We start from the raw sequence: 15,552 nt of genomic DNA on the forward strand, positions 1-15,552 counted from the left end.
CGCCGCTGCCCGAGCGAATCGGTCGTTCGTCGCTTCCTCCCTCTGCTCCGGAGTGTCTAGTAGTTCTGATTCTGCCAGTTCTCCAAGGCGCCCCAGGACCCCGACCGCTTGGCCGCGAACTCGATATTCTCCTCATCGATGATCGAGATACCGGTGTTGAAGTCCTTCATCGGAATGCCACGTTCCATGTACTGCCACATCATCTGGACGGGCATGTTCCCTTGACTGTATGGGTCCTGTCCTGCGGTGAACTCGATGGTCCCGTTCCGGATCCCCTCCAAGGTAGGTTCTGGAAGGTCAAAGCCCCCGACGACCACCTCGTCCTGCAGGTCGTTGTTGCCGACGAGTCGACCACCGGCGATGGCACCCTGAAGGGCAGTGCCGAGGATGAGGTTGATACCGGGGTTCGCCCTGTACTGTGTGTCAACCCGGCTGATCGCCTGGGATTGGTCTCCGCTCACGTTCAGCGTGTCGAGTACCTTCGTGTTGTCCTGTGCCTCGAGCGCCATCCTGATCCCTTCTGCACGGGCGGAGAGCGCCGGGTGATCCGGCGCACTGGTCGTCGGCTGAGCAACGATCTGCGTACCATCCCCGACCATCTCCCGGATCCGCTCGTAGCCGGTGAGTCCGACTGCCACCCCTGCCTGCACGAACTTCTGTCCGACATAGGGAATGACATTCCCGAACGTCTCCATCATCTCGTTGAACTCCCCGGCGTAGACGCTCGTGTTGAACGACGCGACGGGTATGTTGTTCTCGAGGGCTTTCTGAATCGGTCGTTTGTACTGCGACCGGTTCAGGATGCTGGTCGCAATCGCGTCCCGTCCGTTCCTGAGACGGCCGATCGTCGTGTTGAGCGTCTCCACCTGCTGTGCGGGGTCGTGACTCGACGGCCCGATGAACTCGCCGGTCCACCCGAGGTTGTGGAGCCCGTCGTTCATACCGACCATGATACCGGTCATGAACTCGTCGACGACGTGCGTGACGAACACCATCTCTCGCTTTTCATGAGTCGGACTCGAGAGGTTCATCGAGTCCGCAGTCGGCGGCGGATTCAGTGGTACCCGGAGTGCAGACGGGAGATCAGAGCCATCTCCGCCGCTGCCCTGTGCGCCACTGCTGTTGTCGTTCTGGCCCATCTGTGCGGCGTCGCTCCCCGGTGAAGAGCGCAGGCTGCTGCATCCAGCGAGTGCCGACAGACCGCCCGCCAACCCGGCTGCCCCGAGTTGCTTCATCAGCTTCCGTCGCGAAACGCCGAGTTCGATCGAGATAACGTCGTCCCCATCGCCTCGGCTGTCATCCGCTGTCATACGTCAGCCTCTTTCCGAGGTCATCTATATAAGCATTATCATCTACTATCCAATGGTTCATCGCCGTTCCCACGACGATGTCCGAAACGCTTCGTCGTTGATCGGCCTTCTCACAGGTATCCGATCAGCCCAACGGACGAACAGTACGTATTGCCGCCGCAGTCGGGCAATCGGGCCAAACGGTTCGTAACACGCGAACGAATTGGCCCGTATCTAACACGGTTCTTCACCTTCTGGGCGGTAGATTACAGTCGCGGTAGTGTTATTCAACGATCCGATACGTTCGTTCGTTACGTATGGCCAGTCGGTTCTCCGGCGATACCCACGGCATGCCTCTCGGGGGGGTTAGATAGTCCACAACCGACGTACGGATGGAGTGGTCGTGATAGCTAGCGTGCACAAGAGCGTGCAAGCATCTGGTATCGTAAATCGTAATAGGAGTGATAGGCCTAACCGACATCAATCGCGCTGAATATAGGTGACCGGACAGGGTGCGTTCAGTAGAACTTGCTGTGCGTGGTCGCCGAACACGGCTTTACCGGCCGGCGAACGCTTTGCACCGCCGAGGAGTACTCGGTCGACGTCGATTTCCTCGGCGAGGTGAACGATCTCACGGGCCGGGTTGCCGATGATGCCACGGACCGCGTAATCGATACCGTGCTTCTCTAAGAGACCGGCAGGGGTTCTGATACTCTCGTGCCTCACGGCGAGCTCGTCCGGCGGCAGTTGCCCGGTCGTCGGTTCGACGTCCATCTCACTGAGAAGATCGTTGTATTCCTCTCGCGGGAACACGTGAAGGAGATAGACGGTCGCGCCTGTCGGCTCTGCGATTCCAATGGCCTCATCGAGGAGGACCGTGACGTGGTCGTGGTCGTTCGGTCCCACCGCGAGCAGTAGCGATTTCACTTGTCGAGCCATGGACGGTAATACTGTCAGGACGTTATTAACCGTTTTGGTCATCGCAGTCTAGGCTTAGCAGCGTCATAGACGGCCCGGTTATCCGCCGGGCTCTGACAGCGGCCGCCGGTCAATCAGTGTTCGATACAACTTGAGACGTAATGGTGACCCACATCAGAGTAACTCCCGAATCGTCGGAAAACATCGTTCGTCCTTCGGAAACAGTCGCTCTAGCTAATCAGAGACGGGAGACATGGGCAGTACATCAGTAGGGGTTGGGACTTCCGTGGAAGTGCTCCGTATCTGGCTCACTCAGTTACCGTGCGCCAGTGGTCGATGTTTTGTTTCGCGTGAACGAGCGGCTGTTCTGTCTGGTCTTCGACTTCGATCGTGTAGTGGCCGTCGTACCCGTGGCTCCTGAGCGAACTCTCGACCGCACTGAAGTCGATGACACCCTCTCCGAGGTCGGTAAACGAACGGAAGTAGTTGAGTATATTGTCGAGATGGAAATTACCTTCCGTCAGTGCGTCCCGATTTTCGCTGAACGTCGAGGCTGGCGCGATGTCCTTCAGGTGAACGTATCCGATGTCGTCAGCGAACCGTTCGATACCGTCGGTCACGTCCCCGTCGGGATAGTGCTCTCCGTAGGGGAAGTAGTGAGCAGTGTCGAACAGGAGCTGCAAGTCGTCGGACGAATCGAGGTACCGCTGTATCTCCGAGGGCTGTTCGACAGCGGTCGCCCCGTGGTGATGGACTAACGGCGTCATTCCTGCGCTGGCGGTAGCGTCGGCGATCGTCCCGAGCCACTGCGCGACAGTGTCATCGTCGTACCAGTGGCGCTGCGGCGGGAGGATGCCGAAGCCCTCTGCCCCCGTCTCCGCAGCCATCTCGATATCGCTGGTGATCCGGTCAACAGCTGCCTCGTCGGTGACCCACTCGCTCATCACGAGATAGAGATCAAGGCCGTACTCGTCGAGCCAGTTTCGGATGGACGTCGCCCCGTTTGCCCGAACCTTCTCTAATCCGATCTCGATTCCGCCGTACCGACAGGCAGCGACGTCGTTCATGGCCTCCTCGATCGCCGTCGTGTCGTACATGATGGTGGTGTATCCGATACCCATGGTGAACCCGTATCCCTACAAGGCCCGGGGGTGCTCATATAGGTTGGGGACGGCCGAAGCGAACCCTGGGCGAACGAGGGAAAACGGTTTAGTCCCGGTCTCCATACGGCGTAGGTAGCGATGGTCAGTATCGATTACATGGCCCACCAGGAGCAGTACAGCCCCAGCGAGTTACTCCGCTACTCCGAACTGGCCGTGGAGGCCGGCTACGACTTCATCTGGACCTCCGACCACTTCCACCCGTGGTACCACACGGACGCCGAGGCCGGCTTCGCGTGGTCGTGGCTCGGTGCGGCCGTAGAGCGCCTTGACGTGCCGATCGGGACCTGCGTCACGCCGGCTAGCGAGCACTATCATCCCGCGCTCATGGCCCAGTCGTTCGCGACGCTTCAGGAGATGCACGACGAACGGGTCGTCCTCGGCCTCTCGACCGGCGAGGCGATGAACGAGATCCCTCTCGGTCACGACTGGCCCGAGTATGACGTCCGGCGCGACCGACTCGAGGAGACCTTAGAGATCATCCACCTTCTCTGGGAGTCCGAGGACTTCGCCGACTACGAGGGCGAGCACTTCGATCTCGACGGGGCGAAACTCTACACGGAGCCCGAGCAACAACCGGAGATCCACATCGCAGCCAACGGTCCGGCGACCGCCTCGCTGACCAGCGAGTACGGCGATGGGTTCATCACCGTCAAGAAGGGCGAGGAGTACACCGACCGCCTCTACCCCGCCGTCCGGCGCTACACAGAGGAGGAGGGGCGTAACCCCGACGCCATCGAGACGACGCTGCTCGTCATCGCGTCGTACGACGAGGACTACGACGAGGCCGTTCAGTCGACCCGGCCGTGGTGGGCGACGACACAGAACGTCTTCGACCGCGCGCTCGCGAATCCGAAGGAGATCGAGGCCGAAGGCGAGAAGGCCACGCGCGAGGAGATCGAGGCGAAGTGCCTCATCGCCGACGATCCCTCGACGCTCGCGGGGAAACTCGAGGAGTTCGCCGAGATGGGCTTCGACCGTATCGCCATCGGGAACACGAGCCCCGAACCGGAGCGACTGTTCGAGGTCATGGGCGACGAGGTCATCCCCTCGGTGTGATGGGCCGACAGTACTGACACGTTCCTCGGCCGTGTGCCGAATCTTTATGAGGGATGATATCACTCGTTCTAACGAGACATGCCCAGGCTGAACGGTGGCGAGATTATCGCCACGTATCTCGAGAAGGAGGGCGTAGAGTACCTGGTTGGCATCCCCGGCCACGGGAGTACGAACCTGCTGGACGCGTTCAATGACTCAGACGTTAAGGTCATCCAGCCTCGCCACGAGCAGGGGGCGACACACCTCGCGGACGGGTACGCGCGCGCGTCGGGCAAGCCGCTGGCGGTGTTCACCTCAATCGGTCCCGGTGCGACGAACACGGTGACAGGCGCGGCGACGGCGTACGTGGACTCCATCCCGATGGTCATCTTCACGGGCGCCCCCCAGACCCACGAGTACGGACAGGGCATCCTACAGGAACTCGACCGACAGAAACCGGGGGACTTCCCGAGCGTGATGGAACCGGTGACGAAGCGGAGCATCGTCGTCGACAGCGTCGAACAGCTCCCCCGCGCGCTTCGGCGCGCGTTCCAGATCGCACTGAGCGGCCGACCCGGGCCGGTCCACGTCGACATCCCCATGGACGTCCAGGGAGCGGTCGCGGACGTCGAACTCCCGGAGCCGACGACGTCACGCCCCCACAGCCGCCCGGGCGGCGACCCGGACTCGGTGGCCGAGGCCGCCGAACTGCTCGCCGAGGCCGAGCGGCCGGTCATCGTCCCCGGCGGCGGGACGATGCTCTCGGGTGCGTGGGAGGAGGTCCAGGCGCTCGCGGAGCACCTGAAGGCGCCCGTCATTCCCACCTTCCAGGGGAAGGGCATCATTCCGGAGGACCACGACCTGTTCGTCGGCTATGCCGGGTGGATCGGTAGTACGGCGGGCAACGAACTCGCGAGCAACGCTGACGTCGTGTTGGCCATCGGCTGTCGGTTCTCGGACCTGCACACCTCCTCGTTCGAGGACGGCGTGAGCTTCGACATCCCGCCGGGCAAACTCGTCCACGTGGACATCGACCCGACGGAGATCGGGAAGAACTATCCGGTCGAGGTCGGCATCCAGGGCGACGCGAAGGTCGTCACGAAACAGCTCTACGACGGCGTCTCGCGCCGCGTCGACGAGGTCGACAAGGAGGACAACGAGTACTACAAGGAGATCCGCCGGCTCTGGGCCGAGTGGCAGGAGAAGGTCCAGGCGCGCCACACCGACGACGTGCCCATGAGTATTTCGCGCGTGCTCGCGGCCCTCCGGGAGGTCCTCCCGCAGGAAGGCATTGTCGTCTCCTCGGCCGGCCAGCCCCAGGAGACGACCAACCCCGAGTTCCCAGTCTTCGACCCGCGGACGAACATCTCCTGTGGTGGGTTCTCGACGATGGGCTTCGGCGTCTCGGCGGCCATCGGCGCGAAACTCGCCCAGCCCGACCGGCCGGTCGTCGACATCGAGGGCGACGGAAGCTTCCTCATGTGCAACCAGGAGGTCGCCTGCGCGGTCGAACACGACGTCGACGTGACGTACCTCGTGCTCAACAACCACGGCTGGAAGTCTATCCGGAACCTGCAGGTCAGCAAGTACGGCTGGGACCGTGTCCTCGACACGGAGTTCAACGAGGAGACGGACGTCGACTACATGCAGTTCGCCGAGGCGTTCAACGTCGGGTACGCAGAGCGAGTCGTCAAGCCCGAAAATCTCGCTGAAATCCTCGGCGAGGCTATCGAACACGAGGGCCCGGCGATGGTCGAGGCGATCGTCGAACCGAACAACGAGGACTCGGGGGCCATCGTCACCGGCGAGTGGGACCTCGCGGACCTCCAATCGGAATAACGACCGGCCGCTCGCGATGCCTCTTCTCCTGTTCACGTAAGTAGCACAGCGGGGTGGTCCCCCGACACGTAGCATGGGCGTCATCTCTGATGTTTCCAAGAGTGGTTCCGGTTGCTGCATCCGGCAGTGGTGGAGTTCGTGTTCGCTGAGTGGTGTTCGTGAGATACGAACGGGAATGCGGGGGGACTCTATATACGAAGATATCGGAAAGTATAGTTCGCAAGAGACGAACGGACTGATTCTTCGCAAATTCCGCAGGGTCGCGGTCCTTACACTGGGCAATGACACACTGTGTTCTGATCCGTGCTTCGCCAAATCAGAGTAACAAGTGTAGTTGTGTTATATTAGGCCGGCTCGACCCCCTTACAGCTCTGTCCACCAAGATGACGTTCGCATCTCACGAACGTTCGTGCAGCGGTTGGAATGTCCGACAGCACAAGCGCTAATGCAGTTCGACAGCCAGACGCAAGCATAGATACCAATTGGACAGGCCATGTAGCTGTAGAGACGAGTAGAGCGAGAGGAAATGGGCGGATGACTGCACAGTCGCTCGCTAAACACGGCGTGAAGGTCGCCGTGAACGACATCGACGAGGACATCGCTGGCGAAACAGTCTCACAAATCGAAAACGAGGAGGGAGAAGCGATGGCCGCTGAGGAGGACGTTAGCGACGCAGATGCAGTCAACCAGATGGTGGACCAAGTCGTCGAGGGTTTCGGCACTGTTGACATCCTCGTCAACAGTGCCGGTATCGGCGGAGCCGGGCCCTTCCCACGGGAGAAGGACAATTCGACGCTCAGGAACGAATTCCAACGTGGACGGCGGTCAGCAATCCATCGACAGTTGGAAACACGGGGTCTGAAGACGAAGCACGTCGCAGTGGCCCAGTTCGGAGATCAGTAGGTCTGCCACCCGCCGTCGACGTATACCATCTCGCCGGTGAGGTAGCCCGCGTCCTCGCTCGCGAGAAAGAGGACCGAACCGGCGATGTCTTCGGGGAAGCCCGCCCGACCGAGCGGGACCGTCTTACTGACCTCGTCGTTGGCGACCGCCTCGACTTTCTTTTCGGCTCCGCTGCCGAACTCAGTTGCAACGTGACCAGGTGCGACCGCGTTCACCCGAATGTCGTAGTCCGAGAGTTCGAGCGCAGCCCCCCGGGTGATCATCCGAATCGCGCCCTTCGTCGAGTCGTACGGTATCTGGCGTTTCTGTGCGTGGGTCGAACTGATAGACGCGACGTTGACGATGGTCCCCGCCGTCCCCCGGTCGACCATGTCGGCCGCGGCGGCCTGACAGCCGAAGAACGTCCCCTTCGCGTTGATGGAGTGAATGCGCTCGAAGTCCTCTTCCGTCGTCTCGAAAAGGCCGCCCTTGATGAACAGACCGGCGTTGTTGACCATCACGTCGATGCCATCGTACTCGTCACCGACAGCGACGGCGGCTTCGAGCTGTTCAGGGTCGGAAATGTCCGTTTCGACGTACCGTCCCTCTCCCGCTCCCCAGGAAATCGCCTTGTCGGTCGGGACCTCCTCGCCGACGTCCTTCGGGTCGCGCCGGAGGTCGGCGTTGATAACGGTCGCTCCCGCGTCACCGAACCGCAGAGCGATCTCCCGACCGATCCCTGAACTAGCACCGGTGACCAGCACTGTCTCGTCTTCGTAGTGATAGCTGATGTCCGCCATACGGACCACTCGATGGGCGCAGCCAATATAATTCTGGCCACTGTCGCTCTGTCCGTCCACCGTCGGTGAGTAGCTGAGAATCCATTTGGAGTAAAGCGTATGTCAACCTGTGTCATCACACTGGGTATCCCCTTGAGCCCCCGGCCAAAGAGGTGCCTAACGAGTGGCTCGACGCGATGGGGACGATGGCGAGGGGGGCCCGCGAGGAATACCATAACCTCATAGCGACAGCGCGGTTCGTGTCATACTTCAAGCAGGCGACGCCCATTACGGTCATCGCGGATCTGAATCTCTGGTCCCGGCCCGCCTCCCGCTCCGACGGGCGGTCCGCCGAGGACCTGCGGGCATCCCGTGGATGTTCTCGTGAATGCAGTCGCGATGCACGGTGCCGGGCTGGTACTCGTTGGCCTCGGGCCTCGACACCTACCTCGATTCGTGCGACGACGTGGAAACCTGCAGAGAGATGTATGACGAGTGGACGTTCTTTCGGAAGACGGTCGACAACGCCGCACTCGCGCTCGCCCGAACCGACATGGACGTCGCCGCCGAGTATGCAGGGCTGGCCGACGATGACCTCCGTGAGAGCTTCTTCTACCGACTGCGTCGGGAGCACGACCGCGGTGCAGAACTCGTGCGCGACATCCCGGCCGCTACTCCCTACTCGACGGTGGATAGTATAAGAGGGCCTTCAGCGGCTCAACCCCTACGTCGGCCCCACCTGCTGCAGGTCCGCTTGCTCGACGACGACGAACGGTCGGTCCACGAAGAGTGAACTCTGCGGTTGAGGGTGAAAGGAATCGCCGCCGGAGTGAAGAACTCCGGGTAAGGGGCTGGGCCCACTTCACCCGAACTGCGAATTGATCTCGATAACGTTTGCCGACCGTTCGAGCATCTGTGGAATCTCTTCACGATAGAGATCACCTTCCATTCGACTCGACGGCCCCGAAACGCTAATTGCCCCGAGGATTTCTCCGTCGTTCGTCTGGATCGGTGTCGAGACACATCGAAGCCCCTCGATCTTCTCCTCTTCGTCGAACGCGTAGCCCCGCTCCCGGATCGATTCGAGGTCCATCTTTAGCGTCGGTTTCGACGTTATCGTCTGGTCAGTAAACTTCGGGAGACCGTGTCGCTCGACGATTTCGTCGACCCGCTCCTCCGGGAGTTGTGAGAGCATCGACTTCCCGAGCGCGGTGCAGTGCATGTACTCTCGCATTCCGACTCTCGAGGCAGTCTGAACTGCGTTCTCGCCGCGCGCCTTGTAGAGGTAGACGATCCGCCCGTGCTCGTGTGTCGCGAACTGGGCCAGCTCATCGCACTCTTCGGCGAGGTCGTCGAGTTCATTCCTGATGGCATCATAGGCGTTGATGCGGTCTTTCACCAGTTGCCCGAGTTCGAGGAACTGGAGGCTCAGTCTGTATGTCCCTTCTTCCTTCACGACGTATTCGTTCTCGATCAGAGTCGCGAGGTGGCTGTGAATTGTCCCTTTTGCGTACTCGAGTTCCTCCGCGAGTTCGGTTACGCCCGCCCCCCGTCGCTGCTTCAACGCGTTGACGATATCAAGCGAAATCTGGACTGCTTGGACGGTCCGTGGTGAATCAACGGTTGTCATGGGTCAGGTGGACGTATACAGTCCTCATACAAAGTTGTTCGCACCTCACGAACAGCAGCCGTCTGCTCAGGAGGATGCCCCGGCACCACAAAAAACATCGAGCATGGTTTCAGAGGAGACAGGACCTTTACTCGATCTGGCCGTTACCGGGGGTTGATGCCAGCGGCGTCCGTCGCGAGTTTTGTTGCGACCGTCAGAACGGGATATACGTCCCGTCTGTCGACTCGGTTCCGTAGAGGTACTCACAGAGATCATGCCCATCCAAGAGCGGTAAGATTGACCGCTCTTGGATGGGTACCTGCCGTGTCTCGATTACCGCCCGATATTGCTAGTGGAACAGAGCACGAGTTGGTGTTCTGACGAGTCTTGAGCTCTATTCGGTAAAATGATGGTGTTTAATTCGGCAGTGAGATCGACGAGAGATGCGTATGTATTGTCGAGCGACACTATCTCGGTTTCGAGGTGTTCGGGCAGCGGGCACTGTCTAGTTGAGCCAGTTTGAAGAACGAGCAGGTCGTTGAGTTTCTTGTCCAACGATGCTCGCAGACCTGCCCAGCGAGAGTTTAAAGACGGATTTTGATGAATCTTGGGGGAACGAGCGGACGGCTCTCAAGACACCTGTCTGGGCGTTCGCCGTTCGCGTCCACGCCGCCGGTTGTTCGCTCAGAGAAACAGAAGAAATTCTACGGCTTCTCGACGTTGAACGGTCGCATCAGGCGATCTGGCAGTAGGTCCATCGGGTCGCGGTCGACGAGACTGCTGTCAAGATAAACGGCGAGTGGTCGTGAGTGTACGCTGCAATAGACCTCGACACTAAATTGATTCTTGGTGTCGAGTTGTTCGGACGACACGGCACCAATCCGGCAGCGGCGTTCCTCCATCGCCTCACCGAGCACCATGATCTCTCGGAGGCTGAGTTGCTCGTCGACCAATTCGGGTATCGGACTGCCCTTGCTCGGTTAGGACTGAGCGGTCGAGTCAACTACACCGACCGAAACCTCATCGAGAAGTGGCTTCACACCCTCAAGATGCGTGTCGACCGCTTCCATACTTCGTGGGTGGGCAGTCGGCGGAGTGTCCGCGACTGGATTGAACAGTTCGTACAGTACTATAACCGGCAACGACCGCATCAAGCGCTCGACGATCAAACGCCAGCTGAGGTGCTAAACTAGACACCTATGAGAATCCTGCCGATTGATCGAAGGCGGTGTGAGTCGATAATGATTCGGATGTGTCGGAAGGCGTACTGCTTGAGTGCAAAGCGGCCAACAGCGGACGGATCGGGACTGATTCTACCGACAGACGGAGGACACGTGAGAGCGGTGCTGTAGCTCGACGGAGGCGTGCTCGCGTCCGTGAGGCCGGTTTCGGCGGCCTCACGAGCCAACGATGCCGGCGTGGGAGTTGCGTTCCGATTCGGGTTGGCACCTCCTTGGACGGCGCGACGCGATCGCGCCGTCCGAGTGATTTGAACGCGACTGTCCTGGGGCGTGTGAGTCTGATAGACACCTATTCGTGCTCGGTGGCACATGAGGTTGCATCATTGCAAGCGGCCAGTCAGTGCCGCGTGGTCGAAGCCACATGTCTCGTACCGGCCTCCTCGAGCCCCGTCCCTCACTTACACTGCTGGGGCTTAAGCAGGCAGGATTCTCATAACGTCAGTGCCTATGATAAAATGTCGTCGGGCCTTTAGTATCAGCTTTCAACTGTCCTCCGTTCATGATCCTTGCCGAGCAACTCGTTAACGACTAGTTGCTCACGTTTCACCAGTACTGGCCAGTGATCGATCGCGAAGGGACGGGATAGTGAGCGGTTTCTGGGCTGGTGCGAGCAGTGGATCGAGGGCGTGTACCCGCTCAGCGAACGTCTCGAACGCCGCTCGTTCAGCATGCACCTGTGCGGACTCCTCCGTGAGCAGGGTGCGGGCGGTGTCGATCGGGGTGAGTGACGGGCGAGGCATACGGGTGTCTTGAGGCCATCTGATGTGCGCAGGAGCCGACGCTCAAGGGCTCGGTGAGCGCGCGACCTACCGGTGCGGTTCGTAGACGAAGGAGGGGAGGTGACACGCATCAAGGTTCGTATGTCGACAGCGCTACTTCGATGGTGTTCTGTAGGTGGCTCACGACCATGCCATTCATAATACGTAATGACACTTTCGGCACGCTACTCGCGCTTATGACGGCAGCAGCGGTAGCAGTAATACTAATTACTCGATTTACTGAGAGATGCGCTGCTCCAGTGGTGGTAAATGTTGACGTGGCAGTGCTAGAAAAACAACCGTCAAAAAAGGACCAGAACTCGTTTTCGGCGTCGCGATGAGTGCGTCTCTCAGAGATCCATGTGTCTAAACGACTGGTTCTGCGCACTTATACTACCCAGCTGCCACTATAGAGAATATTGTCTGTCTAACGTACGCACTACCGCTCATTTGCTCGCTCGGTCTGCGGTATCTCGCTACCTGCGAAGACAATCCTCACATCGCGTACCCACTGAGAAGTAGTTGCGAGAGCTAGGTAGTATGCACACGGGATTCCATGGTTTTATTGAATGTATTCGATCAATACCGGGCTATAGACGGGATACGAAACAAATTATAGCCCGTATGTCGGTGTATTTTCAATATCTGCATAACATCCACACTTCGGTACCAAGCACGCTCGTTGTTTACTGTAGTAGTTCTCTACCCGAGTAATTACTTTTATTGTAATCCTCGCTGGAAACCGACGCAACCTATCTTGTTTTTGACTCTACGTTCTGTGTCTACTCGAAAGCGAAAACGCGACGCGAAGATACTCGCCTGGACGGACATTGTGGGCTTCGCTGTTATCGGCGAAGCCGCTCAATTGCCACATATCGCCGTACGGATATCGGCGCTACCGGCCAGAAACTCTTCGCATCCAACTTCTACAACTGGTTCACCAAACCAGTGGAACAACTCCTACGCGACCTCCTCGATCACCTGTCGAGGAGGTCGCGGTCCCTCTCACGATTGCTCCAGCCTTCGATCGATTGTGGGACGTGGTCGTCGCCGATGCCACGGTAGTGCGGCTATATCTATCCTCTTAGCGTTCCCTGCGACGTATCCAGACGTTTCTGAACTCGAGCGCTATCTCGTCCACAGTGCCACCAGCTAGTCGATGAGCGTGCAGGCGATCGCCGATGAGCGAACCCACGAGAGTACCCTGTTCAAGACGGGTCATGGCTGCGTGGACGGCTGTTCTTGCTTGATCTCGGCTTTTCAGGTACCGTCGGTTCGCGCTGATCGACGAGCATGACGGCTTTTTCGTCAGCCGACTGAAACAGTGTGCGAATCTGGTGGTCGTCCAAGAACTGCGGGAATGGCGCGGTCGTGCCATTCTACTCGAAGGAGGGCGAGTCTTCGATGTTATCGGTGACCGGTAGGGAACACATCGATGTTGAGGTCGAAGTCAGGTTCCAACGCCGGAGTATAACGAGCGGACGTCGTAGGATAGCAAGTGGCTCCGTATCGTCGATGTCCGAATCGCTGAGGCCGCCGACGGCTTTCGGTTGTAGACCACGAACATGCCAAGCGATGAGTTCAGTCCCAAGAAAATAGCGACGCTGTACCGTGCTCGGTGGGTCGTCGACCTGGTGTTTCGAGAGCTAAAGTCGCAGTACAGCCTTGGCCGATTCCAGAGAAAGAACACATCGTCTGGATCCAGGTGACGGCGGCTCTGCTGACGCTGGTGGTCAGCAGAGCCGTCTTTCGGTTGTCCGTCGATCACGCCCACGAACAGGGGAACGAATGCGTATTTCCGACGGAATACTGGGCGACGACCTTTTAGTCGTACGCCGGCGAGTTCTCTTTGAGATCGTCAGTTCATAGAGCTACGAACCGAATCTTCCAGATACGGGGTGTTAGAAGCGAGACAATCATCTCCAGCACGCCAAATACTTCTTGATGGGGTGAATGAATCGCTGTATGCTGGTTCCACCTCTTAACCGGAAACCGATACCGCTGGCACTAGATTAGCAGGTGCTATACGGCGATGACAACAGCGATAGCATCGTTGTCGATGTCCGATACAACCGGGGCGCTCGATGTCGGGACACCGGTTCAGCCGCTATCGTTCACTTCATCGTTCGCCGAACCGAAGGACGTTCTCCAGTTCCTCGGGCGCAGTGTCCTCGAAGACCTCGCGCGCGATGGAGCGGCGGTGAACCTCGTCGGGTCCATCAAAGATACGGAATGCGCGGACCTCCTCGTAGAAGTGAGCCAGTGGGAGGTCCTTGGCGATGCCGTTCCCCCCACAGCACTGGACCGCGAGGTCCATGATTTCGTTCGTTACGTTTGCGGTGAATGTTTTCGCCATTGCCACCTCGATACGGGCATCGCTCCGGTCGAGTTCCCGCGCGGCGTGGCGAGACACCGTTCGTGCGGCGTGGAGGTTCGTCTCGGCGTCAGCGATGCGGTGGCGCAGCGCCTGCTTGTCCGCGATCGGACTACCAAACCCTTCCCGCTCGCTCATGTACGTCTTCGCGATGGTGAGTGCACGCTCGGCCATCCCAGAGTAGCGCATACAGTGGGTCAGCCGCCCGCCGCCCAGCCGGAGTTGGGCCAGCCGGAAGCCGCCGTTCTCTTCGCCGATCGTGTTCTCCACTGGCACTCGAACGTCGTCGTACGTTATCTCCGCGTGGCCGAACTCCGTCTCCATGATTCCGTGACCGCCGAGGTGGTCGTAGTTCCGGACGATCTCGACGCCGTCGGTGTCCACGGGGACGAGGATGATTGACGCACCCTCGTAGGGGTGGGCGTCGGGGTCCGTCCGTGCCATTACCAGCAGAAAGTCCGCGATCTTCGCCTGTGAGGTCCACCACTTGTGGCCGTTGATGACCCACTCGTCGCCGTCTTTTTCGGCCGTCGTCTGGAGCATCTTTGGATCAGCGCCCCCTCCGTTCATCGGCTCGGTCATCGAGAAGGCGCTCCACATCTCGCCCTGGACCAGCGGGCGAAGGTACTCCTCTTTGATCCGTTCGTTGGCTCCGATCTCGAGCGTGTGCATGTTGCCCTCGTCCGGGGCATTGGCTCGGATGGAGAGCGCGCCGAACAGTGACCGGCCGACCTGCTCGAACGACGGGAGCATGTCTCGGAACCCGAGTCCCTGACCGCCGTACTCCTCGGGCATCTGGGGTGCGAAGAGGTCGCGGTCTTTGGCCATCTCCCAGTAGTCCTCGAGTTCGTCGAAGGAAATCCGATCGCCGGTACGGAGGGCCTCTCGCTCGCGGGGGAGCACTTCGCCTTCCATGAACGCTTCGACACGTGTCGCTACTTCCTTCGCTTTCTCGGAGTCATGGTATTCCATGGCACTACCCGTTCACGCTGTGATATTGTAACTTTCGGCTTGCCCTGTGAGCGCTGTAACGGTGTCGACGACCTCACTCAACCCCCGCGTTCGCTCGTATTTCGATCGCTACTCGAAGCCGAACCTCGTGGACCGGACGATGCTCGGAGGCCGAGCCACTGCTGCGGAGTATGCTCAATGGACGAAAGCTCTAACAGCAGATCGGACGAGGTGCCGACGTGACTCACCTGCCAACACTACCGGGCACGCTCGCCCAGAGGACTAGCAGGTACCCGATGCGTAAGGCAATCGTCTACCCCTGGAAGTACGTTCGGTTGACGTACCAGGAACTGGACCAGCCAGTAACGAAGTGTGCGAATGCGCTCCGTGACCTCAGTATCGATCCCGGCGACCAGGTCTCGCTGTTCCTGTACAACTCCGCTGAGTTTGTGATGTCGTTCTTCGGCCTCCTTCGAGCCAGGGCGGTGTTCAACCCCATCAACTACCGCCTCACGTCAGGAGGGTCACGTACAGCCTCGACGACGCCGAGTCGAACGTCCTCCTATTCGAGGAGGCGACCCACGAGACCGTCGAGGCCGGGCGCGAGCAGTCCGAAGCGGTCGATCGATGATGAAGGTCCGACGTGTTACGGTCGTGGAATCCTATTGGGGTAGTCGGAAACGCGAATCAGCGGCCGCCGGTCGCTTGACTCGA

13 protein-coding genes and 2 pseudogenes are annotated in these 15,552 nt (G+C 59.5%); 8 read left to right on the forward strand and 7 right to left on the reverse strand.

The annotated features are described in order from the left end of the window. Positions 1-56: 56 nt before the first annotated feature. From P1K31_RS19065 to P1K31_RS19075, 3 genes are all read right to left on the reverse strand, one after another. On the reverse strand, positions 57-1,310 hold the full coding sequence (locus P1K31_RS19065) for a substrate-binding domain-containing protein (RefSeq protein WP_276305951.1): 1,254 nt from the start codon (positions 1,308-1,310) through the stop codon (positions 57-59). A gap of 459 nt (positions 1,311-1,769) precedes the next feature. Then, the gene (locus P1K31_RS19070; protein WP_276305952.1) at positions 1,770-2,228 is read right to left on the reverse strand and encodes a universal stress protein; all 459 of its coding nucleotides are present in this window, start codon (positions 2,226-2,228) and stop codon (positions 1,770-1,772) included. 287 nt (positions 2,229-2,515) lie between these two features. Continuing rightward, entirely contained in the window at positions 2,516-3,304 is a 789-nt protein-coding gene (locus P1K31_RS19075) for a sugar phosphate isomerase/epimerase family protein (protein WP_276305953.1), read from the reverse strand. 144 nt (positions 3,305-3,448) lie between these two features. Between P1K31_RS19075 and P1K31_RS19080 the strand changes: the two genes are divergently transcribed. The 3 genes from P1K31_RS19080 to P1K31_RS19090 all read left to right on the forward strand — a co-directional run bounded on the left by P1K31_RS19080 (position 3,449) and on the right by P1K31_RS19090 (position 7,147). Then, positions 3,449-4,426 (forward strand): TIGR03557 family F420-dependent LLM class oxidoreductase, encoded by a 978-nt coding sequence (locus tag P1K31_RS19080; protein WP_276305954.1) that lies wholly within the window; start codon positions 3,449-3,451, stop codon positions 4,424-4,426. A 78-nt stretch (positions 4,427-4,504) separates the two neighbouring features. Then, positions 4,505-6,244 (forward strand): thiamine pyrophosphate-binding protein, encoded by a 1,740-nt coding sequence (locus P1K31_RS19085; protein ID WP_276305955.1) that lies wholly within the window; start codon positions 4,505-4,507, stop codon positions 6,242-6,244. Positions 6,245-6,667: 423 nt separating this feature from the next. Further along, complete coding sequence (locus tag P1K31_RS19090; protein WP_379794489.1) at positions 6,668-7,147, forward strand: SDR family NAD(P)-dependent oxidoreductase; 480 nt, start codon at positions 6,668-6,670, stop codon at positions 7,145-7,147. Here the strand turns inward: P1K31_RS19090 and P1K31_RS19095 are convergent. Then, positions 7,141-7,926: an SDR family NAD(P)-dependent oxidoreductase gene (locus P1K31_RS19095; protein WP_276305957.1), complete on the reverse strand. Its 786-nt coding sequence runs from the start codon at positions 7,924-7,926 to the stop codon at positions 7,141-7,143. The two genes, P1K31_RS19090 and P1K31_RS19095, sit on opposite strands and share 7 nt — an antisense overlap. Positions 7,927-8,111: 185 nt before the next feature. Here P1K31_RS19095 and P1K31_RS22135 point away from each other — a divergent pair. Together P1K31_RS22135 and P1K31_RS22140 are read left to right on the forward strand one after the other, a co-directional pair. Further along, a pseudogene (locus tag P1K31_RS22135) lies at positions 8,112-8,213 on the forward strand (hypothetical protein); the annotation flags it as partial. An 80-nt stretch (positions 8,214-8,293) separates the two neighbouring features. Then, positions 8,294-8,698 (forward strand): phosphoenolpyruvate carboxylase, encoded by a 405-nt coding sequence (locus P1K31_RS22140; RefSeq protein ID WP_379801560.1) that lies wholly within the window; start codon positions 8,294-8,296, stop codon positions 8,696-8,698. A gap of 69 nt (positions 8,699-8,767) precedes the next feature. On the opposite strand, the gene P1K31_RS19105 is transcribed toward P1K31_RS22140, so the two are convergent. Continuing rightward, positions 8,768-9,535 carry an IclR family transcriptional regulator gene (locus P1K31_RS19105; protein ID WP_276305958.1) on the reverse strand — a complete coding sequence of 256 codons (768 nt, stop codon included), beginning with the start codon at positions 9,533-9,535 and terminating at the stop codon, positions 8,768-8,770. Positions 9,536-10,071: 536 nt separating this feature from the next. Here P1K31_RS19105 and P1K31_RS19110 point away from each other — a divergent pair. Further along, positions 10,072-10,707, forward strand: a pseudogene (locus tag P1K31_RS19110) (IS6 family transposase). A 584-nt stretch (positions 10,708-11,291) separates the two neighbouring features. On the opposite strand, the gene P1K31_RS22145 reads toward P1K31_RS19110, so the two are convergent. Further along, positions 11,292-11,495: a DUF7260 family protein gene (locus P1K31_RS22145; protein ID WP_438268324.1), complete on the reverse strand. Its 204-nt coding sequence runs from the start codon at positions 11,493-11,495 to the stop codon at positions 11,292-11,294. A 1,583-nt stretch (positions 11,496-13,078) separates the two neighbouring features. On the opposite strand from P1K31_RS22145, the gene P1K31_RS21965 reads away from it, so the two are divergent. Next, positions 13,079-13,222: a transposase gene (locus tag P1K31_RS21965; protein ID WP_368410889.1), complete on the forward strand. Its 144-nt coding sequence runs from the start codon at positions 13,079-13,081 to the stop codon at positions 13,220-13,222. Between the two features lie 410 nt (positions 13,223-13,632). On the opposite strand, the gene P1K31_RS19115 is transcribed toward P1K31_RS21965, so the two are convergent. Further along, positions 13,633-14,859, reverse strand: a complete 1,227-nt coding sequence (locus tag P1K31_RS19115; RefSeq protein WP_276305959.1) for an acyl-CoA dehydrogenase family protein — start codon at positions 14,857-14,859, stop codon at positions 13,633-13,635. A 218-nt stretch (positions 14,860-15,077) separates the two neighbouring features. On the opposite strand from P1K31_RS19115, the gene P1K31_RS19120 reads away from it, so the two are divergent. Then, positions 15,078-15,512 (forward strand): AMP-binding protein, encoded by a 435-nt coding sequence (locus P1K31_RS19120; RefSeq protein WP_276305960.1) that lies wholly within the window; start codon positions 15,078-15,080, stop codon positions 15,510-15,512. The last annotated feature ends 40 nt before the right edge of the window (positions 15,513-15,552 follow it).

This window comes from Halomarina halobia (assembly GCF_029338575.1).
GTDB lineage: Archaea > Halobacteriota > Halobacteria > Halobacteriales > Haloarculaceae > Halomarina > Halomarina halobia.